The 24,258-nt window shown below is 68.4% G+C and carries 23 protein-coding genes; 8 read left to right on the forward strand and 15 right to left on the reverse strand.

Annotated elements, in window-relative coordinates:
* Nucleotides 1-96: 96 nt before the first annotated feature.
* The 3 genes from E8A74_RS00750 (at nucleotide 97) to E8A74_RS00760 (ending at nucleotide 3,398) form a co-directional block, all read left to right on the forward strand.
* Nucleotides 97-1,629: a serine/threonine protein kinase gene (locus E8A74_RS00750; RefSeq protein WP_136926933.1), complete on the forward strand. Its 1,533-nt coding sequence runs from the start codon at nucleotides 97-99 to the stop codon at nucleotides 1,627-1,629.
* The gene (locus tag E8A74_RS00755) at nucleotides 1,601-2,554 is read left to right on the forward strand and encodes a tetratricopeptide repeat protein (protein ID WP_136926934.1); all 954 of its coding nucleotides are present in this window, start codon (nucleotides 1,601-1,603) and stop codon (nucleotides 2,552-2,554) included. The genes E8A74_RS00750 and E8A74_RS00755 overlap by 29 nt, the downstream gene beginning before the upstream one ends.
* Before the next feature lie 202 nt (nucleotides 2,555-2,756).
* Nucleotides 2,757-3,398 (forward strand): universal stress protein, encoded by a 642-nt coding sequence (locus tag E8A74_RS00760; protein WP_136926935.1) that lies wholly within the window; start codon nucleotides 2,757-2,759, stop codon nucleotides 3,396-3,398.
* Here E8A74_RS00760 and ggt read toward each other — a convergent pair.
* From ggt to E8A74_RS00785, 5 genes are all read right to left on the reverse strand, one after another.
* Nucleotides 3,395-5,287: a gamma-glutamyltransferase gene (gene ggt, locus E8A74_RS00765; protein ID WP_136926936.1), complete on the reverse strand. Its 1,893-nt coding sequence runs from the start codon at nucleotides 5,285-5,287 to the stop codon at nucleotides 3,395-3,397. The genes E8A74_RS00760 and ggt overlap by 4 nt on opposite strands.
* Before the next feature lie 41 nt (nucleotides 5,288-5,328).
* Entirely contained in the window at nucleotides 5,329-6,213 is an 885-nt protein-coding gene (locus E8A74_RS00770) for a hypothetical protein (RefSeq protein WP_136926937.1), read from the reverse strand.
* Between the two features lie 191 nt (nucleotides 6,214-6,404).
* Nucleotides 6,405-7,451: a hypothetical protein gene (locus E8A74_RS00775; protein ID WP_136926938.1), complete on the reverse strand. Its 1,047-nt coding sequence runs from the start codon at nucleotides 7,449-7,451 to the stop codon at nucleotides 6,405-6,407.
* On the reverse strand, nucleotides 7,448-8,137 hold the full coding sequence (locus E8A74_RS00780; RefSeq protein WP_136926939.1) for a hypothetical protein: 690 nt from the start codon (nucleotides 8,135-8,137) through the stop codon (nucleotides 7,448-7,450). The genes E8A74_RS00775 and E8A74_RS00780 overlap by 4 nt, the downstream gene beginning before the upstream one ends.
* A 2-nt stretch (nucleotides 8,138-8,139) precedes the next feature.
* On the reverse strand, nucleotides 8,140-9,222 hold the full coding sequence (locus E8A74_RS00785) for a hypothetical protein (RefSeq protein WP_232379302.1): 1,083 nt from the start codon (nucleotides 9,220-9,222) through the stop codon (nucleotides 8,140-8,142).
* A 175-nt stretch (nucleotides 9,223-9,397) separates the two neighbouring features.
* Between E8A74_RS00785 and E8A74_RS00790 the strand changes: the two genes are divergently transcribed.
* The gene (locus E8A74_RS00790; protein WP_136926940.1) at nucleotides 9,398-9,622 is read left to right on the forward strand and encodes a hypothetical protein; all 225 of its coding nucleotides are present in this window, start codon (nucleotides 9,398-9,400) and stop codon (nucleotides 9,620-9,622) included.
* Nucleotides 9,623-9,708: 86 nt separating this feature from the next.
* Here E8A74_RS00790 and E8A74_RS00795 read toward each other — a convergent pair whose 3' ends face one another.
* Nucleotides 9,709-11,010, reverse strand: a complete 1,302-nt coding sequence (locus E8A74_RS00795; protein ID WP_232379303.1) for a citrate synthase — start codon at nucleotides 11,008-11,010, stop codon at nucleotides 9,709-9,711.
* Between the two features lie 238 nt (nucleotides 11,011-11,248).
* On the opposite strand from E8A74_RS00795, the gene E8A74_RS00800 reads away from it, so the two are divergent.
* Nucleotides 11,249-11,896 carry a hypothetical protein gene (locus E8A74_RS00800; protein WP_136926942.1) on the forward strand — a complete coding sequence of 216 codons (648 nt, stop codon included), beginning with the start codon at nucleotides 11,249-11,251 and terminating at the stop codon, nucleotides 11,894-11,896.
* 102 nt (nucleotides 11,897-11,998) lie between these two features.
* On the opposite strand, the gene E8A74_RS00805 is transcribed toward E8A74_RS00800, so the two are convergent.
* The 5 genes from E8A74_RS00805 to E8A74_RS55415 all read right to left on the reverse strand — a co-directional run bounded on the left by E8A74_RS00805 (nucleotide 11,999) and on the right by E8A74_RS55415 (nucleotide 16,990).
* On the reverse strand, nucleotides 11,999-12,334 hold the full coding sequence (locus E8A74_RS00805) for an HU family DNA-binding protein (RefSeq protein ID WP_136926943.1): 336 nt from the start codon (nucleotides 12,332-12,334) through the stop codon (nucleotides 11,999-12,001).
* Nucleotides 12,335-12,753: 419 nt separating this feature from the next.
* The gene (locus E8A74_RS00810; protein ID WP_136926944.1) at nucleotides 12,754-13,782 is read right to left on the reverse strand and encodes an NAD(+)/NADH kinase; all 1,029 of its coding nucleotides are present in this window, start codon (nucleotides 13,780-13,782) and stop codon (nucleotides 12,754-12,756) included.
* Nucleotides 13,779-14,462 carry an NUDIX domain-containing protein gene (locus E8A74_RS00815; protein WP_232379304.1) on the reverse strand — a complete coding sequence of 228 codons (684 nt, stop codon included), beginning with the start codon at nucleotides 14,460-14,462 and terminating at the stop codon, nucleotides 13,779-13,781. Before E8A74_RS00815 ends, E8A74_RS00810 begins: the two co-directional genes overlap by 4 nt.
* A 19-nt stretch (nucleotides 14,463-14,481) precedes the next feature.
* Nucleotides 14,482-16,011, reverse strand: a complete 1,530-nt coding sequence (locus E8A74_RS00820) for a hypothetical protein (RefSeq protein WP_136926946.1) — start codon at nucleotides 16,009-16,011, stop codon at nucleotides 14,482-14,484.
* Nucleotides 16,012-16,189: 178 nt separating this feature from the next.
* Nucleotides 16,190-16,990 (reverse strand): hypothetical protein, encoded by an 801-nt coding sequence (locus E8A74_RS55415; protein ID WP_136926947.1) that lies wholly within the window; start codon nucleotides 16,988-16,990, stop codon nucleotides 16,190-16,192.
* A 41-nt stretch (nucleotides 16,991-17,031) separates the two neighbouring features.
* Here E8A74_RS55415 and E8A74_RS00830 point away from each other — a divergent pair, with 41 nt between their 5' ends.
* Complete coding sequence (locus E8A74_RS00830; protein ID WP_136926948.1) at nucleotides 17,032-19,218, forward strand: cyclic nucleotide-binding domain-containing protein; 2,187 nt, start codon at nucleotides 17,032-17,034, stop codon at nucleotides 19,216-19,218.
* Here E8A74_RS00830 and E8A74_RS00835 read toward each other — a convergent pair.
* The gene (locus E8A74_RS00835) at nucleotides 19,215-19,844 is read right to left on the reverse strand and encodes a Uma2 family endonuclease (RefSeq protein WP_232379306.1); all 630 of its coding nucleotides are present in this window, start codon (nucleotides 19,842-19,844) and stop codon (nucleotides 19,215-19,217) included. The two genes, E8A74_RS00830 and E8A74_RS00835, sit on opposite strands and share 4 nt — an antisense overlap.
* Nucleotides 19,845-19,910: 66 nt before the next feature.
* Here E8A74_RS00835 and E8A74_RS00840 point away from each other — a divergent pair, with 66 nt between their 5' ends.
* Nucleotides 19,911-20,111, forward strand: coding sequence for a hypothetical protein (locus E8A74_RS00840; RefSeq protein WP_136926950.1), 201 nt, complete (start codon nucleotides 19,911-19,913; stop codon nucleotides 20,109-20,111).
* Here E8A74_RS00840 and E8A74_RS00845 read toward each other — a convergent pair.
* The 3 genes from E8A74_RS00845 to E8A74_RS00855 form a co-directional block, all read right to left on the reverse strand.
* On the reverse strand, nucleotides 20,108-20,926 hold the full coding sequence (locus E8A74_RS00845) for a hypothetical protein (protein WP_136926951.1): 819 nt from the start codon (nucleotides 20,924-20,926) through the stop codon (nucleotides 20,108-20,110). The genes E8A74_RS00840 and E8A74_RS00845 overlap by 4 nt on opposite strands.
* Nucleotides 20,923-21,282, reverse strand: coding sequence for a hypothetical protein (locus E8A74_RS00850; protein ID WP_136926952.1), 360 nt, complete (start codon nucleotides 21,280-21,282; stop codon nucleotides 20,923-20,925). The genes E8A74_RS00845 and E8A74_RS00850 overlap by 4 nt, the downstream gene beginning before the upstream one ends.
* Before the next feature lie 125 nt (nucleotides 21,283-21,407).
* The gene (locus E8A74_RS00855) at nucleotides 21,408-22,202 is read right to left on the reverse strand and encodes a hypothetical protein (RefSeq protein ID WP_136926953.1); all 795 of its coding nucleotides are present in this window, start codon (nucleotides 22,200-22,202) and stop codon (nucleotides 21,408-21,410) included.
* 835 nt (nucleotides 22,203-23,037) lie between these two features.
* On the opposite strand from E8A74_RS00855, the gene E8A74_RS00865 reads away from it, so the two are divergent.
* Nucleotides 23,038-24,258, forward strand: a complete 1,221-nt coding sequence (locus E8A74_RS00865) for a hypothetical protein (RefSeq protein ID WP_170228764.1) — start codon at nucleotides 23,038-23,040, stop codon at nucleotides 24,256-24,258.

Genomic DNA, 24,258 nt, shown 5'->3' on the forward strand with positions numbered 1-24,258 from the left:
CAAGCGGGCCGGGCCCGAGCGGCGCGGCAGGAAAGGCGACGGGCTCGGCCGGGCCGTGCTAGGCTCAGCTCGTACTTTTCGGGGGGCCCTCGCTCCATGAGCACCGAGAAACTCCATCCCGGCCTCGTGATCGCCGGCCGCTACCGCATCGTCAAGCAGCTCGGCGAGGGCGGCGTGGGGGCCGTATACCTCGCGCAGCACGTCCACACCGACGAGCGCCTCGCGCTGAAGGTGCTGCACAACGAGACGCTCTCCGATCCGAGCACGATCGAGCGGTTCCGCACCGAGGCGCGCGCGCCGGCGCGCATCGACAGCGACCACATCGTGCGCGTGACCGACGCCGACGTCGCGCCGGAGCTCAACGGCGCGCCGTTCCTCGTGATGGAGTTCCTGCGCGGGCGAGACCTCGCCGGCGAGGCGGAGGCGCGTCAAAAGCTGCACCCGAAGGAGGTCGTGCTCTACCTGCGGCAGGCCGCGCGCGCGCTCGACAAGGCCCACGGGATCGGCATCGTGCACCGCGATCTCAAGCCGGAGAACATCTTCCTCACGGTCCGCGAGGACGGCACGCCGTGCGTGAAGCTGCTCGACTTCGGCATCGCGAAGCTCACGGGCGGCGCGGCGAGCTCGATGGGCGCGCACTCGAAGACGAAGACCGGCGCCGTCTTCGGCACGCCGCTCTACATGGCGCCCGAGCAGGCGCGGGCCCAGGCGCAGCTCATTGGACCCCCTACGGACGTGTGGGCGATCGGCCTCATCGCCGCGCGGCTCCTCCTCGGCTTCGATTACTGGCAAGCCGAGACGATCAGCGACCTCGTCGTGCAAATCGTGGTCGATCCGATCCCGCCGCCCTCGCAAAAAGGCAGCCCCTTCGGCCCCAGGTTCGACGCGTGGTTCTTGCGCTGCTGCAGCCGCGACGCCTCGCTACGCTTCCGCACGGCCGGTGAGGCGATCACGGAGCTCGCCGCCGCGCTCGGGATCGTCGAGGGGCCCGCGCTCGTGCTCGAAGTGACGGAGATCCTGCAGAAGGCGCACGCCGGCGAGGGGGCGCCAACGAACACGGTCGCCGGCGCGCCGATGCCGATGGCGCAGAGGGATGCGACCGCGCGGCCCGCCTTCGCGAGTACGCCGCAGCCGCAGAACCCGAGGGCCCTGACCCCGATGGGCGGAGGAGGCATCTCGCCGCAGACGGCCATGGGCGCGACCGTGCTTGCCTCCTCGACGGCCGCTCCTCTCACGCAAACGGGCCGTACGCAGAACTCGTCCGGCAGCAGCAAGGCCCCGATCTTCGCGGCGATCGCTATTGCGCTGCTCGGGATCGTCGGCGCGGCCGTGATCTTTGGCGCGAAGGGCGACGCCAAGGATCCGAACCCCCAGGCGGCCGCCGCCACCGAGGCCGCGCCCTTGCCCCTGCCCACGCCGACGCCCAAGGCCCCCGTGGCCGCCGATCCACCGGTGAACGTCGAGCCTGCCGCGGTAGGCTCCGTCGAACCCGCGGCCGCTCCGCCTGCCGCCTCCGCGAAGCCCGCCGCGCCCACGCCAAATCCCCCTTCGGGCCGCAAGCCGCCGCCTCCGCCTCCAACGAACAAGAAGAAGCCGAACGATGACGAACTCATGTCCGGTCGCCGCTGAATTCGAGCCGCGGCGCGTTTTCCGATTCGTCGCCCCCGCGCTCCTCGGCGCGGCGCTCTTGCTGGCGCAGGCCCCGGCGCTCGCCAATGATCCGGCTGCGGCCGAGGCCCTGTTCCGCGTGGCCAAGGGCCTGATGGAGAAGAAAAACTACGACGAGGCCTGCCCCAAATTCGAGGCGAGCTACAAGCTCGACCCGGCCGTCGGCACGAAGCTGAATTGGGCGGATTGTCTCGAAAAACAAGGTCGGCTCGCGAGCGCCTGGGGCGCGTGGGGCGAGGCGCGGGACCAGGCCAAGCGCGAGGGAGACGCGCCCCGGGCCGAGCTCGCCGCGCGCCGGCAAAAAGCGCTCGATCCGCGTCTGCCGCAATTGACGGTGCAGGTGAAGGGCAGCGTGGAGGGGCTCGGCGTGTATCGCGACGAGATCAAGCTCGAACCGGCCTCGTTCGGCGTGCCGCTGCCCGTCGACCCGGGCAAACACGTGGTGACGCTCCGGCGCGGCAAGGATGTGCTCAAAGAGGCGAGCGTCGAATCGAAGGAGAAAGGCACGGACGAGGTCACGCTCGACGCGACGGACGTGCCGCCGCCGACGCCCGAGCAGATCGCGCAGGCGCAGCCGACGCCGGACAAGGGGGACAAACCCAAATCCCGGTCCGCCACGGTGCGCCGTAGCACGGGTATGCTCGTCGGCGGCATCCTTCTCGGCATTGCGGGGGGGTTCGGCACGATCGGCGGACTCGTCGTGGTCGAAGGCACGAATGGCGCCCCGGCCGCGTGGGGCTTCACGGGCCTCAGTGTATTGGTGTTCGGGGGCGGAATCGCGATGGGCGTCATCGGCAACCAGAAGGTCCCGCGCAAGCCCGAGGTGACGTACGTGCCCGAGGTCTTCATCGGGCCGAGCTCGGTCATGGTGCGCGGGGTGTTCTGAGCGGGAGGCGTGCTCTCCGGCGCGCTCCTCGCCCTGTCGGGCTCGGTCTGACCGGCCGCATTCCCGCGTTGCGTCCGCCCGAGCCCGCCCGCGGCGGCCCTGCCCGTCCGGGCGCGCCGCGCGGCCGGTTTGAAATGCTTCCGCTCGAAGAAGCAGCGAAGGGGCTTGCGACCACGCGACGCGATCCAAACATTCGCTGGCAATGGTCGCATTAGCTCCGTCCACGGTAGAGCCCGGCCCTGATTCGCCCGCCCAGGACACCGAAGAAACGACGCAGCCGAGGCTGCGCGCCGTCTCGGTTCCCCCGCCCAATTCGGCGGTCCGCAGGATCACGCCGCCGGCGGAGCGAAAAAAGGACCCGTACATCGTGCTCGTGGGGCTCGACCTCTCGGAGCCCGGCGGCCGGGCCTGGCGGTTCGCATTTGATCTGGCGGAGCTGCGGGGCGAAGAGACCGAGATTCACGCCGTGGTGATCGGGGCGCGTGGCATGGCGCCGCGCATCAAGGACGTGGCCACGCCGCGGGTGTCGACCTCCCACGCGAGCGAGGCAAAGCTGCCGCCTTTGAAGGTGCTCGAACATCGATCCGCGGGCGGGCAAGCGCGGCTGATGGCCATGCATTATCGGGACGGACGGCCGGACAAAGCCATCGTGAACCTGGCGCACGAGATAGGCGCCGATCTCATCGTCGTGGCGAGCCATCCGCCGAGCCGGCTCGAACGCCTCTTCGGCGGCCCGCTCGCCGATCGAATCGCGCGCAATGCGCCATGTCCCGTCGTGATCGTCCGCCCGAAGCGCGACGAGGACGACCCGGGCGTCGACCAATACGATCCGCGTCTTCGCTAGGGACGGGCGCTCTTCGCCTTTTCCACGTCGGCCCGGGAGACCCCCTCGGCCGTGCCTCCCTCGCGGGGATCGGCGATGCCGTAGGCGATGCCCGTCTGCGGGTCGACGAGGATGTCGTTCGCGTCGCCCTGCGTGAGGTTGCTTTGCTCGATCGTGTGGCCGCGCCGCGCGAGCTCGGCGAGCACCTCCCGCGACGGCGGGCGTTGCTTCTCCACGCGCAGTTTGTCCGGCTGGAACTGGTGGTGCAGGCGGCCGCTCGTGATGGCCTCGTCGATCGTCATGCCCCAGTCGACGAGATTGCGGAACACCTGCGCCACGGTGTTCGGGATCGTGTCGCCGCCCGGCGAGCCGAGCACGAGCGCGAGGCGTCCGCCTTGCGTGACGAGGGTCGGCGACATCGAGGTCGCCATGCGTTTGCCCGGCGCGACGACGTTCGGCCCGTCCTTCGAGAAGCCGCCGAGCGCGTTGCCGAGCAGGACACCGGTGCCGGGCACGACGACCTTCGCGCCGAACCCGGCCGAGAGCGTGTAGGTGCAAGCGACGGCGTTGCCCTCGGCGTCGACGATCGAGAAGTGCGTGGTCTCGGGCGACTCCTGCGCGGCCTCGGGCATCGCCGCCGCGAGTGTGGCCGAGGGCGTGGCCCGGGCCGGGTCGATCGCGGGCTTGCGCGTCGCGAGGTGCGCGCCGGAGAGGAGCGCTTGGAGCTTCGTGTCGAGGTCCTTCGGCCCGAAGTCCGGATCGGCCGCGACGAGGCGGCGATCGGCGTAGGCGCGCCGCGCGGCCTCGACGAAGAGGTGCAGCGCGTCGGCCGAGCCCGGCTTCTGCTCGTACGCCCGCGCGCGTTCGAGCGAGAGCATGATCTGCGCGAACGCGACGCCGCCCATCGACGGCGGAGGCGCGGTCTCCACGGAGAAACCGCGGTACGAGAAGCGCAGCGGCGCGCGCAGCTTCGCGCGGTAGTCGGCCATGTCCTTGGCCGTCACGTACCCGCTGCCCTTCTTCATCCATTCATCGAGCGTGTGCGCGAAAAATCCTTCGTAGAAGGCGCGCGGGCCTTCCTTCGCGATCGACTCGAGCGTGCGCGCGAGGTCGGGCTGGCGCACTCGTTCGCCTTCGGCGAGCGGCTTTTTGCCTTTGCCCCAGATCGCGCGGGCGGCAGGGTCGTGCTCGAGTTTGTTCCAGGCCCACGCGAGCGTGAGCGCTTGGCGCGGGCCGAGCGCGTGTCCTTTTTTCGCGAGCTCGATGGCGGGCGCGAGGAGCTCGGCGAGCGGGCGCGTGCCGAAACGTTCGAGCGCGAGGGACAAACCCGCGACGGTGCCCGGTACGCCCGCCGAGCGGAGGCCGATGCCGCCGTCGTGATCGAGCATCGCGAGCACCTTTTCGGTCGTGGCGCCGGCCGCGGGCGCGGTCTCGCGGAAGTCGACGAAGTGGGTCTCGCCGCTCTTCAGGCGGATCATCATCACGCCGCCACCGCCGATGTTTCCGGCCGAGGGATGCGTGACGGCGAGCGCGTAGGCGACGGCCACCGCAGCGTCGACGGCGTTGCCGCCGCGGCGCAGGACGGTCGCGCCGATGCGCGTGGCGTTTTTCTCGACGGAGGTGACGAGGCCGGCCTCGCCCTGCACGGCGCGCTTGCCGCCCGGTCGAAGGGCGACGGGCGGATCGGGCGGCGGTGGAGCCGGGTAAGGGTCGGGCGCGGGCGCAGGCGCGCTCGCGGAGGCCGACGTCGCGGGGACGACGGCCACGGGCGCGGTCGTGGAGGCGGTCGGGGCAGCGGCCGTCGCGGCGGGGGGAGGGGGCGCGGCGTCGTCACGCGGCGCGGGCGTCTGTGCGACGCAGGCCGAGACGAGCGCCGCCGCGAGGAGGAAAAGTCTCGGTCGCGCGGGCATCGGCGGGGGGACTCTAGCGCACGCCCCCCCGAAGCCAGCGACTACTTCTTCTGGTTCTTGCGGCGGCCGAGCGCGAGGCCAAAGGCCGCGAGGGCGCCGAGGATGCCGGCCGCGCTGCCCGACGTGTTGCCGGGGCTCTGGGCGCAGGAGACGCCCGCCTCGCCCGTGGCGGTGCAGCGACCGCCGTTGCACTGCGCGTCGCCGCGCGCGTAGCCCTCGACCTTGATCTCGAGCAGGCTCTCGAGCTGCGCGACGCACTGGTCGATCTGCTCGCCGACGTCGACGTACTGGCCGTCGCAGAAGAGCGCGCCGTCGGGCTTCGTGCAGGCGACCTCGCAGCCGCCCTGGAGCTTGGTCTCGCAGTTGATGAAGCCCTTGGCCTGGCAGTCGACCTGGCAGTCGATGTTGGCCTGCGCGTCGCAGGAGCCGGAGCAACACGAGGAGCACTGCGCCTTGCAGTCCGCGCTGGGCGGCGTGGCCTCGCAGCGCGCGTCACACTCGCCGCCACACGTGGCCTCGCAGGAGGCGCGGCACCGAGCGCTGTCGGGATCGGCGGCGCAGGCGCCGTTGCAGCTCGCGCCGCAGTCGGCGCGGCAGGAAGCGCCGCACTCGAAGCTGCCGGGGTCGACGTTGCACTCCGCCTCGCAGCTCGCCGAGCAGCTTGCGGTGCACGAGGCTTCGATCTGCGCGTTGCACTGGCCGCTGCAGCCGACATAGAGGTCGGCGGCGCACTGGACCTGGAAGTTCAAAGGCTGGCAGGCGGCGACACATCCGCCCTCGACGCGCATCTCGCATTTGGCGTTCGCGGCGAGCTCGATGCCGCCGCAAGCGCTGATGGTCTTGGCGTCGGCCGACGAAGCAAAGCCGAAGGTCGTGGCGGCGGCGAGCGCGGCGGCGGCGAAGATCGGGGCAAGGGAAGTACGCATGAGTTCGTTCTCCTGTGTGGACGAGGGGTCCCTCGATCGCGGCGCCCCCGAGTGCAAGGGGACGACCACCCGCGAGGGTACGTCCTGCGTTCGACGATCCACCGAGGATTTCGAAACGGTCGAGCGTCGTCGTTCACGCCGCGTCGGGCGGCGCTGTCATAGCGGTGGTCGCACGTCCGACCAGGTCGAGTTCACGGCGTGATGCGATCCGCGATCCTGCCCGGGCCGTACCGCGCCACGATGCCTTCACGTGCCGCGCCCGGCATGCTGCTCGTCACGAAGTTCCCGCCGACGGCCCAGTACGTGCCAGTGCCATCGGCCCAGGCCGCGTGCAGATCGGCATAGGGTGGCACGTCGAACTCGTCCACCCACGTGCCCGCGCCGAGGCGCTGCTTCAAGCCGCCGAAGCCCACGACGACCACCTCGCCGGGCGCGTTGCAAGCCACGCCGTTCACGCCGTTCGTGAGCGCGACGTCGAGCTTTTGCCAGGAGGCGCCGTCCGAGCGGAGGACGTCGAACGTGCCGACGGCATAGACCTCGTTCGGGCCGCAGCCGTTCACCGTGAAGAGTGTGCCAGACGCGAGCGGCGGATCCGATTCGAGGGCCCACGCTGCGCCCTTCTTATGCCAGATCGTGCCGTACTCACCGACCACGTAGAGGTCGTCGGAGCTCGTGCCCCAGACCTTGTAGTGCGCCCGCCCGAGCGGCATGCCGGGCAAGGTCACGGGCGTCCAGGTGCTCCCGTCCCAGTGCAGGACCACGTCGTTCGGCGCGCCGGCGCCGCCCTCGGGCGTGCCGCCGACAGCCCAGGCGTCGGCCTTGCCGGCTGCCCAGACGCCCCACAGCGTCGCCGTGGTGCCGGAAACGTGCTCCGTGAAGGTCGAGCCGTCCCAGTGGGTGATGCGGCCCTCTTCGCCGACCATCCAGACATCGTCCGGGCCCGAGCCGGACACCCACCAGTACGTCTGGTCGCCGCCGGGAGAAAGCTCGCGGAAGGCATCGCCGTCGAAGTGGACGACGAGCGACTCCTTGCCGTTGCCGAGCGGGCCGCCGACGGCGAAGACGTCCTTCGGGCCGCTGCCCCACACGCTGAGCACCGCACGGTCGAGGTCGCTCCCGTCGAGCGCGACTTGCCACGCGGACGTTTCCGAGGAAGGCGGGGGGTCCGGGGGCGGATCGGAGCAGCCGGCCGCGAGCGTGGCGAGCGTGAGCACGAGCGGGAGGCGAAGGCGCTTCACGGCGATCCTCCAGAGGCATCCGCGGCCCCGTCCGCGCCGGCGTCGAGGTCCGGATCGGACGGGCCGGCGTCGGGATCACACTGCATGCCGAGGATGTAGTCACCCGCGCACATGCAGAGGCACTCGGCCTCGCGCCCGGGTTCGTCGCAGCGCGGGGTGACGGTCATGATCTTCGTGACCTTCTTCCCGTCGCGATCCGTGAGCGAGACCGTGAGCTCGTAGGGTTTGTCGAAGAGGTCGTCCTCGGCCCACTGGTTCGGACACGCCGCGATGTTCGAGAACGAGGAGATGTCCGTCGGCGCGCTGCGGCCGTAGCCGTCGTCCGTGGGCGCGAGGTTGACGGTGCGATTGTCTAGACGAACTTGCTTCGTCACCGGGTCGCGCAGGGCGCCCGCGATGCGGACGGCGCACGGGTCGACGTTCGTCGCCCGCACGCCGGCGAAGACGACACGGCCGCCCTGCGGCGGGAAGATCAAGGAGACGCTCGATCCATCACTGATCGGCTGGATCTCGCGCTCGGGGTCGAGCGCGATCACCTCCATGATCGGCTCGGCCGAAGGGTCGCCGAGATACGCGAGCTTGCAGCCCCCGATGATGATGCCGGCGTCCTCCTCCGACGGCGGCGGCGGCACGGGAGAGCTGCAAGCAGCGAGCACGAGCGCGAGCGCGAGACAGCGTTTGTCCACGGCTAGAAGCAGTTGATGTCGTCGGCCTTCGGGTAGTAGTAGACGAAGATGTTGCAGTGCTCGTTGGCCTCGACGATCGGGCCGAACGTGTAGCAACAGTCGTTCGCGCCCTGCTTGTCGAGCGCGTTCAAGCCGTCGCAGCCGAGCGAGGCCTCGGGCATCTGCCACTGGTACGAACACGTATAGAATACGCCGCTGTTCGCGGGGACTTCGAGGTCGAGCTCGGGGGACGTGAGCATCGGCGGCTCGTCCCAGGCCTGCGACGAGTAGAAGCGCTTATCCAGCGGCGGCTGTTCGCCGCTCACGCCGTCCCACGCGAACATGTCGAACTGCTTGCCGCGGCTGTGGAAGTGGCCGTTCGCGCCGATGATGTGGACGGGCTTGTCGCTCTTGAACTGGCAGGAGCCGTCGAAGGAGGGCGTCGGGTTCGAGGCACAGACGCGGATCGACTGCTTGGTCGCGAAGAGCGTGCCGAGCTGCGCCGTCACCTTCTCCTTGGGGATCGTCCAGAAGTTCACGTTGACCTTGCCCTCGCCCGAGGGCGTGCCCTGGGTCGAGGCGTTGACGTAGTGCGTCTGGAGCATGAGCCACTCGTCGGGCATGAACTCGTTGGCGACGCCCTCGGGGAAGGACCAGTCGAGCTTGCCGTCGATCTGCGAGTTCGCGACGAGCGGCCAGTCCGCCCAGTTCGCGCTCTTGAAGCACTCGCCGACGTTGTCCGTGCCCTCCTGGACCGCGCCGTTCGCGGGATCGAGGCCCACGATCGACCGGACGCGGAAGACGTTCATGTGGTGCGAGCCGTCTTTCTGGGCGATCTGCACGCGGTTGACGTAGACGGGGCTCTCCGGATCGAGGCCGTTCGCAGCCGCCAGGTCACGCACCTTGAAGAAGTAACAGTCCTGCTTCTCGACGCCGGCCGGGACCTCGAAGAGGTTGGTCTCGATCTGGAACCCCTGACCCTGCGGGGGTGGGTCGATATGTGCCGGGTCTGCCTCCGGTGTCGGGGGGGGATTGGGCTCGCTCGAGCAAGCAAAGAAGAGGGGGGCGGCGAGCGCAAGCAACACGAGAGATCGGAAAGCGGACATAGGTTTCCTCCCCGGGGGTGAGAAAAAGGGGACGCTAAGGACGCTACACGAAAGCAAGTCGTCGGCCATCCAGGCGCGGCGGTCCCCGCGCCCGCCCTTTCCGTGGAAGGGATGCGCAGGGAGGCGCGCGCAGGGCGCCTTGCTGCTATGGTCGCCGCACGGAGGATTTTCGTCGATGGCTGGCAACAAGCAGTGCGGAGAGCACACCGAGCTCGCGTCGAACAGCGCTGTCCGCGTGACGCGGTGCACGTGCGGCACGGTCCACGTCACCATGCTTCAGAACGGCGTGACGGTGCGCATGTCGGCCGACGCCCTCCGCAACGCGTGGGCAGGGCTGAAGGGCGCGATCGATCGGATGGATGAGCCGGTGCCGAGCTTCGGCAGCTCGATCATCAACTAGCGTTCGCGAGGAACCGGGGAGGGGGAGGGAAGGGCGCGCGGGGGGAGGCGGCCCTCCCCCCACGCAGGCCCGAGGCGGCAAGCGCGTTAGCTGCGCTCTTCGATCGGCGTGTAGTTGCGCTCGACCTCGCCGGTGTAGATCTGGCGCGGGCGGCCGATCTTCGTCGACGCGTTCTCGTTCTGCTCTTTCCAGTGCGCGATCCAGCCGGGCAGGCGGCCGAGCGCGAACATGACGGTGAACATGTTCGTGGGGAAGCCGAGCGCCCGGTAGATGATGCCGCTGTAGAAGTCGACGTTCGGATAGAGCTTGCGCTCCACGAAGTACGGGTCGCTGAGCGCCGCCTCTTCGAGCTTGCGCGCGATGTCGAGCAGCGGGTCCTTGATGCCGAGCTTGGCGAGGACCTTGTCCGCCGCGACCTTGATGAGCTTCGCGCGCGGGTCGTAGTTCTTGTAGACCCGGTGGCCGAAGCCCATGAGGCGGAAGTTCGAGGTCTTGTCCTTCGCGAGCTTGACGAACTTCGAGACGTCGCCGCCGTCCTTGCGGATCTCTTCGAGCATCTCGACGACCTCCTGGTTGGCGCCGCCGTGCAGCGGGCCCCAGAGGGCACAGATGCCCGCCGCGATCGAGGCGAAGAGGTTCGCCTTCGCGCTGCCCACGAGCCGCACCGTCGACGTCGAACAGTTCTGTTCGTGGTCGGCGTGCAGGATGAGCAGGAGGTTCAGCACCTTCACGATGTCCTCGTCGATCTCGTACGGCTCCGCCGGGACCGAGAACATCATGTTGAGGAAGTTCGCGCAGTACGAGAGCGAGTTCTGCGGGTAGACGAAGGGCTGGCCGATCGACTTCTTGTACGAGAAGGACGCGATCGTGCGGACCTTCGAGAGGAGCCGCGCGATCGTGATGTCGACCTGCTCGCGGTTGTCCGCGTTGATCGCCTCGGGATAGAAGCTCGAAAGCGAACACACCATCGACGACAGGATCGCCATCGGGTGCGCCGTCGAGGGGTAACCCTCGTAGAAGTGCTTCATGTCCTCGTGGATCAACGAGTGCCGCGTGAGGAGCGTGGAGAAACGCACGAGCTCCGCGCGGCTCGGGAGGTGCCCGTAAATCAGGAGGTAGGCGACCTCCACGAACGTCGACTTTTCACCGAGCTGCTCGATCGGGATGCCCCGATACCGCAGGATGCCCTGCTCCCCGTCGATGAAACAGATCGAGCTCGACGTGGACGCGGTGTTCACGAACGCCGGGTCGAGCACCACGTAGCCGGTCTTTGCGCGGAGCGTCGAGATGTCGATGCCCTTCTCGTTCTCCGTCCCGGTCACGATCGGAAGCTCGATCGTCTGCTCCTGTCCATCTTTCTTCAGCGTGAGCTTGGCCGATTCCTGCACGCGTCCTCCTTTCACCACACCCGCCGCAGCGGCGGCATAAGTACCACGGCTCCTCTGCATAAGCCGAGCGGAACCACACGGGAAGTCTCCACGTGGACGCAAATCCTGTGAGGACGCCGGAAAACGCAGGCTTTTGCGCGAGGAAGTGTTGGTCTGGCCACCAAGCGCCGCGGCGAGCGAGGGGTCTCTCGGGGCAAACCGCGCGGCGGCCCGGGAAAACTTTGGTACGTACACGAGGATGGCCGCGCTCGAGCCGATGGTCCGGGGCAAGCTCGCCTCTCACCCCGAAGCGTCCGCGTTCGCCGCCGAGGTCCTGCGGGTCCATCGGCGCTACGCGACGGAGATCGTGCAAGCGTACGCGCTCTGTCCGTTCGTCCGGGATGTGGACGTGGCGTTCGGGAGGTTCTGCGTGATGCTCGACCACGAGCCCGATCTCGATGCGACGCGAGACGCCGTCGTCGCGGCGCAAAGCAACGTGCTGCACGTGGTCTTCCCGCTCTCGCTGCCGGCGCCGAACGTGTTCGAGCGGTTCGCGTCGACGCTGCTTGCCCGGCTGCAAGGGTTTTTCCCGGAGGCGCCGGTGATGGCGGCGTTTCACCCCGCGCTCGTCGGGGATCGCGACGCGCCGCATCGTCTCATCGGGCTCTTGCGCCGCGCGCCCGACCCGTTCGTGCAGTTCATCCCCGCAGGCATGCACGAGGGCGGCACGGTGTTCGCGACCTCGATCGAGGAGTTCGAGGCGAGCGCCGTCGACCGTTCGGAGCTGAACTTCAAGAAGCTCACAGGCGAGCCGATCGAAGCGCTGCTCGCGCGGGCGCAGGAGATCCGCGCGGATCGAGATCGGGCGTACGCGCGCTTCGCCAGCCTCGTGGGCCCGGCGGCGTAGGCGCGGGACAAAAAAGAAAACGGGCCGCGCGTCGGCTTCGCACACGCGAAGACCGACGTTCCGCGACCCGTGCCCCGTCCGTCATCGAACGGGAGCGAAGGCTCAGCCCATCGCGTCCTTGACCGCCTTGATCGGGCGGGCGCGGACCGTCTTGCTCGCCGGCTTCGCCGGGAACGTCATCGGCTGCTTCGTGAAGGGGTTGACGCCCTCACGCGCCTTCGTGGCCGGCTTCTTCACGACGCGGAACTTGGCGAAGCCGGGCACAGTGAAGATGCCGGCCTTCTTGAGCTCGCGGTAGGCGATCTGCGAGAGGTTGTCGAGGACGAGCTTGACCTGCTTGCGCGTGATCTCGCCCCCAGCCTCCTCCGCAATCGCGTTGAGAAGCGCGCTCTTGCTGATCGAGGCCGCCTTCTTCGTCTCCGTCTTCTTGCCAGCCATGATGTGTTTCCTCCGAGGTAAATGCCCTCTCGCGGCCCAAACAACCACAAGGAACGCGTTAGGTCGAGCGGGAAATCGTCGTTCGGAGCGACAAAAACAGGCCATTCGGCGCCGCTCCCGCCCGAGGGCGCAGGGGGAAGGGGGCCTTGGCGCGGCCGCACGGGCGACCAAAACAGCCGTGATTTTCCGGCGAAACCCGCGATCTTCCGGGAGAACCCTCGCGGCGCGGAGCGGAGGATCGCGGCGCGGTGGGAGGTCCGGCTACCACGAAAACGTCGGATCCCGAAGGCTCCGCGTGGATCCGACTCTCTCGGGGGGCGCACGCGGCGTGCGTCGTCGCGAGGCGAATTTTTCACCGGACAGCCGCGAGACGGGCCTCCGGCGAGGAGGACACGCGCGGACGAACCCCTCTTGTCAGCTCAGCGCGCGTGGTCGTCGCGGTGCGCGGCGCCGCGCGGGGCGGGCGTCGCAGGTTCGTCTTGGTCGACGCCCCAGCGCCGCGTGGGCGCGATGCCGAGCACGGTGAGGGCCTCGCTCGCCTGCGTGAACTCCAGCAGATCGCCGACGCCGACGTCGATCGTGCGGTTCGGCCCGTCGATGAAGAGCTTCGCGTCCGTCATCTTGCTGCGGACGACGAGCGTCGTTCCCGGCGGGATGATCGCGTGGCGCAGCCGATACTTCTCGCCGTGCGGCGTGTAGGGCTCGCGCACGACGAGCTGCAATCGTTTGGAGGTCAAAGGAATCACGTGACCACCGGCGGAGCGCTGCGCGGCGGTGGAGCCGGCCGCCGGGCCGATCCAGAAGCCGCTCGACTTCTGCTCCTCCTCCTCCTCGCCGAGCCGGACGATGTAGCGCGAGGTGGCGGCGGGCGAGACGTGGCAAAAGAGCGCGTCGTTGAGGACGCGCGCCGCGACGACACGGCCGTTCACGCAGACCTGCATGCGCGTGAGCACGGCGCGGCGAAGCTCGCCGCGGAGCGCGCGGCCGATGGCGACGGCCGCCTCGCCACGGCGCGCGCCGCAGAAAAAGCCGACGGAGTACTCGGGCGCGCTGTTGATGCCGAGGATGGGGACATCCGCGACGGAGTGCGAGGCGCTGAGGAGCGTGCCGTCGCCGCCGACGGTGATGACGAGATCGAGGCCGCGGGCGTCGAAGGCGTCGCCGACGCTGCCCTCGAACGCGATCTCCACGCCGAGCACGGCGAGCGCGGTCCTCACCTCGCGCACGGTGGCCTCGTGTTCCTCGTGCGCGGCGCGCAGGTGCGCGACGGTGGGGTCGTGCGCGGCGAGGAGGCGCTGAATGCGGCCGTTCTTGCGCTCTTCGACCTGCACCCGGTAGGCCGAGCGCTTGATGATGAGCGCGACCTTGGGCTTGGGCGCGCTGCGCGCCGCGACGCCGTTCGTGCCTGCGTGCGTCTTCGCGCGTCGCGCGGACGAGGCGCGCTTCACGAGTCGAGCTCCGCGAGGCGACGGAGCGCGAGCTCGGTCTTTTCATCCTCGAGGAGGCCGCTCCGCGCGAGCGCGAGCGCCTCGTCGAGCGGGAGCGCGGCGATCGTGGCCTTGCGTTCGAGCACGGAGCCGTCCTCGGTCGGTGCCGCGCGCCGCGAGGGATCCACGGGGACGTGGAAGAAGAAGTGCCGCTCGCCGACCATGCCGGGCGCCGGAAACGAAGAAGGGCCGAGCGGCGCGAGCGCGCGCGGGTCGACCTCGAAGCCGAGCTCTTCCTGAAGCTCGCGCGCGGCGCAAAGGAGCAGGCCTTCGGGGCTCCGCTCGTCGACCTCGACGAGGCCCGCGGGCAGCTCCCACAGGTTGCCGAGGTCGTCGCGCTCGGGGAGGGGCGAGGCCACGCGGCTCCGCAGCGCGACGGGCGGGCGCACCGAGGAGCGAAGGTAGACGTGGCGGATGCCCTTCGCGTCGCGGAAGTGCGCGGCGATGACCACGGCGTCGAGCCGCTCCCGATCGACGATATCGTACGAGAAGGGCTCGCTCTGCTCGCCGTCCGGGAAGGAGGCGCGGAGCATGACGCGCTGGACGCGCAGGAAGGCGGGCGAGCTCAATTCCGCGTGCGGGTCCTGCGTGAGCAGGATGCGTGGCAAGGGGGGCAGCGGCATCGCCGGAGCCCGGAGCATACGCCGAATGGTCCGTGCGTTACAGGACTTTTCCGGCCCAGAGCGTGGCGTTGTACGCGAGCTGTTTGCCCCACGTGTAGCCCGAAGCGAGCGAACAATCGGACGTGAGGTAATGAAAATCGAGATACACGACGCGGCCGCTGCCGTACTGCCACTTCGCGACCGCGTGTCGGCTCAGGTCGCCGAGCCATACGACCGAGCTCTTCGCGCCGGGTTTGAGCGTGAACTGGATCTCCTCCCAGCCGACGAAGTCGCCGTTCTGGAACGTGACGCCTTGCAGAAGGACGTCGGTCGGATCGGTCACGGTGACCTTGAGCGGGTAACTCTGGAAGCTGTTGATGAGCTGGCCCGTGACGGGCAAGGCGTCGAGGTCGCCGTAGTTGCTGTACATCCACGGCGTGGCGATGACGCCGCCGCCTCCCTGCACGTACGTGTTGAGGGTGGAGGGGCTGAAGCAGCTCATTTGGCCGTGAAGGATCACGACGTCGAACTTCTGCAGCGTCGAGAGCGAGCAATCGGTGTTCACCACGGCCGAGCCGATGAAGGGCTGCGTCGCGAGGTGGGCGCGCAGGTCGTCCACGTAGAACGGCCCGCCCATCACGCCGATCTTGAGCAGCTTGCAGTCGTCGTCGGTCGAGAGATCACAACCCGCAGGGCAGCAGCCGTCGCCAGGGGCGCACGCGAGGATGGGCGCGCCCCCGCCGCAGGTGCCGGCCTCGCACGTCTCGCCCGTGGTGCAGGCTTTGTTGTCGTTGCACGTGGTGCCCGAAGGCACGGGCGCGCCGCTGCCGCACGCGCCGCCCGCGCAGACCTCGCCCTCGGTGCAGGCGTTTCCGTCTTCGCACGCGGCGCCGTCGTTGCCGGCGATCGCCACGCAGGTCTCCTGGATCTCGTCGCACTGCGGGATCTTGCAGGGGTCGGCCGTCGGCGTGCACGGGTTCGGCGCGCCGACGCACTGGCCGGCGACGCAGACGTCCTCGACCGTGCAGAAGAGCTTGTCGTCGCAGAAGACGCCGTCGTTTTGCGGGACGGCGATGCAGCCGGCGACCGGGTCGCAGGTGCCGATTGCGCAGAGGTCGTTGAGGAAGGAGCAATCGATCTTCGGGCCTAGCTGGCACGCGCCGGCCTTGCATACGCCGAGCTCGGTGCACGGGTCGCCGTCATCGCAAAAGCCGCCCTCGTTGACGGGCCCGAACTCGCACGCGTTGGTCTCCTCGTTGCAACTGCCGATCTTGCAGGCTTCGCCGTTCGACGGGCAGATCTTCGAGGTGCCCGCGGTGCACGCGCCGCTCAGGCAGACATCGTTGACGGTGCAGAAGAGCCCGTCGTCGCAAGGGCCGAAGTCGTTCTTCGGCACGAGCTGACAGCCGCTCTCTCCGGCGCACACGCCATCACTGCAAGGGCCTTCGAGGGCCACGCAGTCGAGATCCGTGGTGCAGGGGGATCCCGGCGTGACGTCGGGGCCCCCGTCGAGGCCCCCCGCGCCGCCCATACCGCCCGCGCTGCCCCCGCCGGCGTCCCCGCCCGCGCCGGTGCTGGTGTCGGGCATTTGAAGGGGATTTGCGCAGGCAAAAGGGGCTGCGGCGAGTGTGAACAGGGGGAGAAGGAAGAACGGTGATGTAAGCGAAGCAATACGCATGGTCGCCATACTTACCGTGACGAACGTGCAGCGTCACGGCGACGGCGACTTCTCGACGGGGGCGTGTCGAGGGCGTGTCGAGGACGGGTCAGTCCTGCAAACAGGCGTTGACCTGCTGCCCGCACTTCTGCTGCACGCAGCCCAAGCACGCCTGCGTCGGCTGTCCGCCCTGGCAGGAGCTTCCGCACTCGTTCGTGCAGCTCTGCTGGCAGGTGCAGGTGAAGAGCGCGCCGAGCAGCACGTCCGAGCCCTGGCAAGGCGGGTCATTGCCTCCGCCCTGGAGGATCTGCGAACACGTGCTGCACGCAGGGCCGCCGCCCGTGCCGCTCGCGCTGCTGCTTGCCACCGTCGTCGTGCCCGAGCTCGATCCGCTCGCGCCGTCGCAGAAGGTGCCGCACTGGCCGCTGCACGAGGCGCACGTGCAATCGTAGGCCGGTTGCGCTTGCGGGAACTGCGTCAGGCAATCGTCGACGCAAAGGCTGTCGGTGCAGTTTTGCGCGCAGCCGAGGAAGCCCTGACACGGCTGGCCACACGCGAAGAGCTCTGCCTGGCAAGCGCCGAACGCGCATTGCCCACACGCCTGCGGATCGAAGCCGCCGCCGCCTTGCCCGCCCTGTCCCCCGGTGCTCGCGCTGCTCGAGCTCGGGCCCGTGCCCGTGGCCGCGCTGCTTGAACTCGAAGCGGCCCCGCCTTGTCCGCCCGCGCCGCCGAGCCCGCCTACGCCGCCGAGCCCACCTTGTCCGCCCGCGCCGCCTTGTCCGCCCGCGCCGCCTTGTCCACCGGCCGTGCCGCCGCCGGAGAAGAGCGATTCCACCTCGGCGGCGCATGCGGCCACGGAGCCGAGACTGAGCACGATCGACAAAAGTCCAAGTCGAAGAGAAGTACGCATGAAGGCACCTCGCGGGCGCATGGTAGCTCTCCCTGCGTCGTATGTCGTCGCCCACGCTGCCTTATCTCCCCGACTCCATTCCGTCCGGATCCGTGGACGCACTCGCCGCTACGAGTGTGCTTTTCGCGCAGGTCTGCAGCGCGACGTCGTCGCGGCTGGTTTCGTATCTCGAACACGTCGAGGTGCCGCCGACGTCGGTGCTGCTGCGCGAGGGCGAAGTCGGACAGGAGATGTATTTCCTGGTGTCGGGCGAAGCGCGCCTCCGCCGCGCGAACGTGGACCTCGGGCGCATCGGGCCGGGCGCGCATTTCGGCGAGCTCGCGCTGATCGCGGGGCGCCTGCGCACGTCGAGCGTGGTCGCGGAGTCGACGCTCACGCTCGCGCGGCTCTCGCGTGCGCAGTACGAGCAGATGTCGAAGCGCGACCCGGAGCTCGCGCTTTGCCTGACGCAGGCGCTCGTGGCGTCGCTCGGAAAAGAGCTCACCGAGATGACGGAGAACATGGGCGCGCTCTTGCACGAGCGCTCCTTGCCGCGGCGCGTGTTCGTCGACGTCACGGTGAACCGCGCGTGGGCGCGGGTGCGGACGGGGACGCTCCTCGGTGATCTCCTGCCGCGGGACGTCGGTGGTGATCCGGTGGTCGCGGCGCTCGTGAACAACAAGGCCGTGTCGCTCGGGATGCCCATCACCTCGGACGCGCACGTGGAGCCGCTCTGCGCGTCGCACTGGGAAGGCAAGCGCGTGTATCGCGCGAGCCTCGGGTTGCTCTTGCTCGAAGCGTCGCGGCGCGCCTTTCCGGACGTGTTCGTGCGGCTCGGGCCCGGCGCGGGGTTTGGTCAGCCGATCGAGTTGCTCCACCCGGGCACGCTCTTGCTCACGACGTGGGCCGAGCGCGTGACGGCGAAGATGCACGAGCTCATCGCGGCGGACGTGCCGTTCCAGCAAGAGTTCTGGACCGTCGACGAGGCGCGCAGCCACTTCGCCGAGGAGGGCGCGCGGGACCTGCTCGCGCTCCTGCGGACGTGGCGAACGGGGCACGTGCAGCTCGTCTGCGCGGGGTCCGAGGCGGTGCTGTCGATGGCGCCGCTCCTGCCGAGCGCAGGGCACATCGCGCCGTTCCCGTTCCGCATCGAGGTCGGCGGCGAGGCGGTGATGTTGTGTTACGGCGACGAGCCCCGCGTGACGCCCGAGGGCGGCGCGGCCCCGCCGTCGACCCGGTTGCACCAGGACATCCAGCCTGCGTCCGCGCGGCTCGGCGTGCGGCAGGACGAGCCCTGGCTGACGACGCTCGGCATCACGAGCGTGGGCGCGTTCAACGACGCGTGCGTGCGCGGCAAGACGCCGGAGATCATCCGGGTGAGCGAGGGCCAGCACGAGAAGCGCATCAGCCGCATCGCAGACGCGATCGCGGGGGGCGGGACGATCCGGGTGATCTGCGTGGCGGGCCCGTCATCGTCGGGCAAGACGACGTTCCTCTCGCGCCTGACGGTGCAGCTCCTCGTGAACGGGATCCACCCCGTGGGGTTGTCCCTGGACGACTACTACGTCGACCGCGAGAAGACGGTGCGGGATGCGCGCGGCGAGTACGACTACGAGTCGCTCGAAGCGATCGACGTCGGCGCGCTGCGGGAGCACCTCGGGCGCATCTTCGCCGGCGAGACGGTGAAGACGGCGCGTTACGACTTCGTGACGGGCAAGAGCCACCCGGACGGCGGGCGCGAGGTGACGTTACGCGGCTCCGACGTGCTCCTGATCGAGGGCATCCACGGGCTGAACCCGAAGCTCATCGACGGGCTCCTCCCGCGGGACAAGGTCTTCTGCATCTTCCTCCAGCCGATGACGGCGCTGCCGTTCGACCGGGTGAACCGCATCAGCGTGTCCGACGTGCGCCTGCTGCGGCGCATCGTGCGTGATCGGCATGGGCGCGGGACGAACGCAGCGGCGAACATCCTGCGCTGGCCTTCGGTGCGCGCGGGCGAACGCGCGAACATCTTCCCGTTCCTCGCGCAGGCCGACGCGATCTTCGACTCGTCGCTCGTCTACGAGCTCGGCGTGATCAAGGTGTTCGCCGACCGCTACCTGCTCGAAGTGGCGCAGGAGCATCCGGCGTTCGTGACGGCGCACCGGCTGCGGCAGCTCATCGACAAGGTGGTGACGATCTACCCGGATCACGTGCCGCCGACGTCGATCCTGCGGGAGTTCATCGGGGGGAGCGGGTTCGAGTATTAGAGCTTGTCGGGATCGACGCCGAGGGCGCGGAGTTTCTCGGCGAGGCGCTCTGCGCGCTCGCGACCGGTCGGGACGAGCGTGCCTTCCTTCGTGAAGAAACGAAGCTTGCCCTCGTGCACGCCGAACGAGAGATCGAGCTGTGTGCTCCACAGCCGCCCGTCGCTGTCGGGGGGGATCGGTTCGTACCGGCCGCCGAGGAGCCGGAAGCCCGCGAACTCCTTCGTCTCCGGGTCGAACCAGAAGTACTCGGGCGTGCGGAAGACGTCCTGGTAGACCTGCTTCCTCGGTCCTCGATCGAAGGCTGCCGTGCTCGGTGCGAGCACCTCGATGATCACGTTCGGGTACTTCCCGCCCTCGTGCCAGACGTTCCAGCTCTTGCGAGGTTTGCGTTCCGCGCCGAGCACGACGAAGAAGTCGGGGGGGCCGAACGTCGCGCCGGCCATTTGCTTGGCGCTGAATTCGATCGTCAGGTTGGCCGCGGCAACGACGTCCGTCCGGTCTCGCCAGTGAAGCTCGATGCTCTCCAGGAGGAGGAAGAGCTGCGCGGTGTGGAGGGAGGATTCGAAGCCTAGCGCTTCGCTCCAGAGTTCTTCCTTCGGCAGGTCGAGGTTGGTGGTGTCGTCCACGTCGTTCTCCATGGAGGAAGGAGCAGGCCATCAGGGACCCGCTCACGGCTCAGAGGCATCGAACTCATGGGCGCTCGGTGTGCCGGCTCGCCGGAGGGCACGTACCTCCTGCCGCAGCGCAACCAGCTCCCGCACGGTGATGAGAAATCGCTCCTCCGCTTCCTGTCGTTCTTGTGTGCGCTCGTGCTCCTGCGCGAGGAGCCACCCTTTGATGTCCTCGAGTTCGAGCCGGATAGCGAGCGCGAAGAGCACCGCGACCAGGGCTAATGCAGCAAAGAGCCCGCCGGTCGCGAGGGCCGCGTAAAAGAGCCAAAGCGGGACCATCGAAACCCCCTTTGCACAATGAACAATATCAAATAAAGGCCCAGGTACGACGCCTGAGCGAGCCCCCACCGTTCCGTAGGCGCCATCCGCGGCAGCGGCAAATAAGGCCCACCGAACAAGAGGCCATCAGCAAATCCAAAAAGCATGGGCGCGGCGTGCTCGACGGAGGGCCGAGTCGCCTGGCGCAAGGCCGACGCTCGCAGCAACGTGGCGACATATATCGCGAGAGACGTCGTTATCACCGTCAACTCTGCCGCGTGGAGTCCGGCTCGAATCATCGTCAGCGGCGTTCCTGAGATGGCCGGATACGCAAGGAAGAGCCCCGCCAGCGCCACGCCGTACAAGAAAATGATGGGGCGTACGGAGCGACCGAGATAGACATGCACGGCGAGCGCGGCGGCGCCGAAGATCCATCCCCAATAAAGCGCCTCGCGAGCGAAGAATCCGATCCGTGCAACCCCCTCGTAGGGGACCGTGGCGCCCGCCGTGAGCGGCGAGAGCGCCCAGCGCGCGAGGTCGCCCACCACCGTGTACCACAACATGAGGCTGACCGGCCGATACTCGGACCGAAACGATCGCACGAGTCTCGCTGCATCGATTGCAACGATGAGCCGGACGAGCCGCAGGGCGGTGGCGAGCGTGCCTTCACCCTGCGGCAAGCCGATGGCAGGCCACCGGGTAAGCGCGAATCCGACGACGACAGAGATTCCGATCCATGCAAGCCGTCCGATTGCGCCCCCGGGCGACGCCGGCTTCATGCGACCTGGACCGCGTCCGCCACGTGCCGTGTGCCGTCCCAGATGGCTCGGAGGTGGAAACGTGTACCATTCGCGACGATTCCACCCTCCGCGGCTGCGCTCGCACGGAGGAGGAGGTCGTACGTCGTTCGCGAGAGTCGATAGGCTGCAACGCCCGCGGGCACGCGTTCCGCGAGCGACCACTGGATGCTTCCCGGCGCACCACCCGAGGTGGCCACGAGATGCATGCTTGCGCCGTCCGGTGTGGCGAGTTCGCCGAGCTCGCGGGTGGCGTCGCGGTCGAGGAGGCGGAAAAGAAGCTTTGCGATTGCGTCGAGGAGACCAGGGGGGAGCGCGGGATCAGGGGGATCGGTCATGCTCCCGATGGTACGCGAGGCGGAGCCGCTTGCAAGGGAAAAACCCCGCGGACAAACGCGGCGTCACGTGAATCCGCGCGCATTCTCGACACCGGGTTCTTGAGGAGCGAGGGACGCGGGCTCGTTCAGGGAGTGGAACTTCCCCCGGCGCCGGTGGGCGTGGCTTCGGCGGAGCCTTCGACCGTGTCCTCTGGCTCCGGCAAGCCGGCCCTGCGTCGCGCCGTGGGCCGCACGCGCTCGGCCAGGGCGGGGCGGCCGGCGAGGAGGAAAAAGGCAGCAGCCGCATCGGCCACCCCTGAATACGATGTTCCCCAGGCGACCATGGCCTCGTTCTTGGCGGTCTGCGTGAGCTGCGCCTCGCGCCTTTCGCGTTCGACATCGCCGAGCGCCGTCTTCAATGCGGAGGCGCTGGCTTTCAGGTCGTCGGCGGCCGCGATGGGGTCGATCTTCAAGCTCTTGTTTTTCGGCGGCTCCGTGAGTGGACGATTGCGGAGCAGATTCTCGACGTTGTCGGCGAGGACGAGGACGGTGTGAGGATCCTCGGGAATGGGGGCACCGAGGCCATAAGCACCGGCGACGACCTGGCCATAGTTGCGAGCGAGGCCGGACCGAAGCGTGCTGAGGAAGTCTCTCGTTTCGGCCGTGCAGTCGTCGCGCTTCGCGCGGTAGCCTTCGTCGTCGGCGAGCTCGATCATGTGGGTGCGGTCGGCGGTGACGAGCTGGCTGGCGCGCGCGCGGAGGTGATCGCCGAACGCGGCGAGGACCTTGGCAAGCGTGAGGTCCTGAGGGACGCCGCCGGGGAAAAGGATCATCTCCAGGGTGGGCGCGATCTCGGGGCCGTGGATGTCGACCGCGGCGACCACGTTGTTGGTGATCGCGACGCGGTCGGAGACCATGCGGGAGGCTTTGGCTTCGCTCATGGGATGTGGAGACCCGAAGAACGAAGGAAGCTTGGGAAGGGGGATGGCGGGAGCGTCCGGGGCGCGAGTTTCAAGTTGAAGATGGGGCTCCGGGGACGAACGGAGCGCGGCGATCGGACGCGCGGAGGGGGGCGGGGGCGGCGGGAGGCGAGGTTGAGCGGCGCGGAGAGCGGGCGAGAACGGCGGGGTGGAGGTTTGAGCGGCGAGGGGTGCGGCGAGGGCGTCGAGGTGGGTCTGCGATTCGGGAGAGGCGCGGCGGGGGCGGCGGCGAGCGGGTTCGGGGCTGAAGAGGGGCAGGTGAGGCGGGCGGGGTGAGGCGCGAAAGCGAAGATGGGGAAGCGGATGGCTCGACAACCGGCGCGACGTGGTAGGTTGGCCCCCATGTCAGCGGCTTGGCCGAGGATGTATCGAACGATGGTGCCAGAGGATCCGTCGGCGTCGCCTGTGGTTCCGGCGGTGGGGACGGCTGGCGACATGCTGGGTGCAAGTGTACCTCCCACTGAGCCCGCGGATGTGCATCCGGACGGCGAGGGGAAAGTCGGACCCTCGGGCGAGGGGCTCTCGGTGGTGCCACGCCTGGCGGCCTTCGCTCCGAGCCGACTGCCCGAGCGCCTCCGGCATCTTAGGCGAGGCGCGCGCGGAGACGATTCACACCGCGTGTTTCGCCTCGGGGAAGCGAACTTCGAGCGGGCGCCCTTGGGCAGCTCACTGGAGCTTTTGCCGACGTCACGCACGCACGGGGTGATACAGCCGGTCCAACGGATGCCGATCGGTGACTATCAACGAGAGCTCGCCGCCACGCAACGGCTGTGGGTCGTGGATGAGGAGGGTTAACATGCCGTCGTCCGCGTGCTTGAGATACGAAGCGTTGCTCGTCGAGTTGCATCGAGAAATGCGAGCAGGACGAGGTAAGGGGGAGCGGGCGGACCAGCTTCGGAACGAGATGGATGCGCCCTACCACGCTTCGAGCGAGGAGGAGCAGGCGCTCCTTGATGATCTGTCCGAGGACCTTTACATCATCGAGGGGAAGCGTCGGGTCGAGCTGCTTGCCGAGGGGGAGACGCAGGCGATCGTGTCGCAGAAGGTCAATGAAGCGTTTCTGGGACAAGACGATCGTCAGGCTTTATCGCTTATCAGAAAGCTCCCGTCACCGCTTGAGGCTCGCTACGTATATGCGATGGGTCGGTGTTGGGAGCGACAGGGATTTTTTCATGCTGCTGTTTGCTTCTACGACTTCGCGAACGAGCTGGAGCCAAAGCCACATTATGAATTTCTCGCTCTAGAGGCTCTCGTTTCCGCGGGGCTGATCGACGTTGCGGTCGAGCGCGCACGAGAAATCGAATCGCGGCCCATCGTCTCGGGGATACTGCTTCTGGAGGTTGCTGCGATCCTTCGTCGGGCATCGATGCAGGCAGAGGAGAAAGATCAGCGCGCGGTGCTCGAGCGAGTCACCAAGTTGGTCGAGTCCGCATGGGATGACCCTACGGCACTGCCTTCAATTCGTGCCATGGGGCTTCTCGCCGCAGGATTTGCGTACGAGGACCTCGGAGACAAGGATCAAGCGTTACGCTCCTTCGAGCGGGCTGTGACCGTGCATCGCTCCGAAGGGCCGCTGCTCGCGCGCGGCCTCGCGTTGCTGCACTCCGATCGAGCCCGAGCGATGCGAGACTTCACCGATGCCGCTAGATTGAAGACGAAGCTCGACTGGCCTTACCTCTACGCTGCGTTTCACGCGCTCCAGATAGGCCGCTACGCCGAAGTCGAGAGGTTCTGCGAAGATGGCCTTGCGCTATCCACCCGTAGCGAGGTGCGCGGGCGCCTCTTCGAGTGGTGGGCCATCGCCGCAGCGATGCTCGGTCGTCCTGAACAACAGGTGAACGCTCTCTTTGATCAAGCGACGGCAGAGCTACCGCTGGACCTGGAAATCCGTGGCAACGCTAAGCGTTACCGGGAAGCCCTCGATACCCAGGAAGTTTTGCCCGCAAACGACTGGGAGCTGTCGGCGGCGGAGATCGACGAAGCACAGGCGTGGGAATCGCTACGTCTCGCCGCCTGA

This window comes from Polyangium fumosum, from assembly GCF_005144585.1.
GTDB lineage: Bacteria > Myxococcota_A > Polyangia > Polyangiales > Polyangiaceae > Polyangium > Polyangium fumosum.

Bases quoted from the DNA above. Each gene is read 5' to 3' on its own strand.
- E8A74_RS00750 (WP_136926933.1), top strand. From the start codon at position 97: ATGAGCACCGAGAAACTCCATCCCGGCCTCGTGATCGCCGGCCGCTAC.
- E8A74_RS00755 (WP_136926934.1), top strand. From the start codon at position 1,601: ATGACGAACTCATGTCCGGTCGCCGCTGAATTCGAGCCGCGGCGCGTT.
- E8A74_RS00760 (WP_136926935.1), top strand. From the start codon at position 2,757: ATGGTCGCATTAGCTCCGTCCACGGTAGAGCCCGGCCCTGATTCGCCC.
- ggt (WP_136926936.1), bottom strand. From the start codon at position 5,287: ATGCCCGCGCGACCGAGACTTTTCCTCCTCGCGGCGGCGCTCGTCTCG.
- E8A74_RS00770 (WP_136926937.1), bottom strand. From the start codon at position 6,213: ATGCGTACTTCCCTTGCCCCGATCTTCGCCGCCGCCGCGCTCGCCGCC.
- E8A74_RS00785 (WP_232379302.1), bottom strand. From the start codon at position 9,222: ATGTCCGCTTTCCGATCTCTCGTGTTGCTTGCGCTCGCCGCCCCCCTC.
- E8A74_RS00790 (WP_136926940.1), top strand. From the start codon at position 9,398: ATGGCTGGCAACAAGCAGTGCGGAGAGCACACCGAGCTCGCGTCGAAC.
- E8A74_RS00800 (WP_136926942.1), top strand. From the start codon at position 11,249: ATGGCCGCGCTCGAGCCGATGGTCCGGGGCAAGCTCGCCTCTCACCCC.
- E8A74_RS00805 (WP_136926943.1), bottom strand. From the start codon at position 12,334: ATGGCTGGCAAGAAGACGGAGACGAAGAAGGCGGCCTCGATCAGCAAG.
- E8A74_RS00815 (WP_232379304.1), bottom strand. From the start codon at position 14,462: ATGCTCCGGGCTCCGGCGATGCCGCTGCCCCCCTTGCCACGCATCCTG.
- E8A74_RS00820 (WP_136926946.1), bottom strand. From the start codon at position 16,011: ATGCCCGACACCAGCACCGGCGCGGGCGGGGACGCCGGCGGGGGCAGC.
- E8A74_RS55415 (WP_136926947.1), bottom strand. From the start codon at position 16,990: ATGCGTACTTCTCTTCGACTTGGACTTTTGTCGATCGTGCTCAGTCTC.
- E8A74_RS00830 (WP_136926948.1), top strand. From the start codon at position 17,032: ATGTCGTCGCCCACGCTGCCTTATCTCCCCGACTCCATTCCGTCCGGA.
- E8A74_RS00840 (WP_136926950.1), top strand. From the start codon at position 19,911: ATGGGCGCTCGGTGTGCCGGCTCGCCGGAGGGCACGTACCTCCTGCCG.
- E8A74_RS00845 (WP_136926951.1), bottom strand. From the start codon at position 20,926: ATGAAGCCGGCGTCGCCCGGGGGCGCAATCGGACGGCTTGCATGGATC.
- E8A74_RS00850 (WP_136926952.1), bottom strand. From the start codon at position 21,282: ATGACCGATCCCCCTGATCCCGCGCTCCCCCCTGGTCTCCTCGACGCA.
- E8A74_RS00855 (WP_136926953.1), bottom strand. From the start codon at position 22,202: ATGAGCGAAGCCAAAGCCTCCCGCATGGTCTCCGACCGCGTCGCGATC.
- E8A74_RS00865 (WP_170228764.1), top strand. From the start codon at position 23,038: ATGCCGTCGTCCGCGTGCTTGAGATACGAAGCGTTGCTCGTCGAGTTG.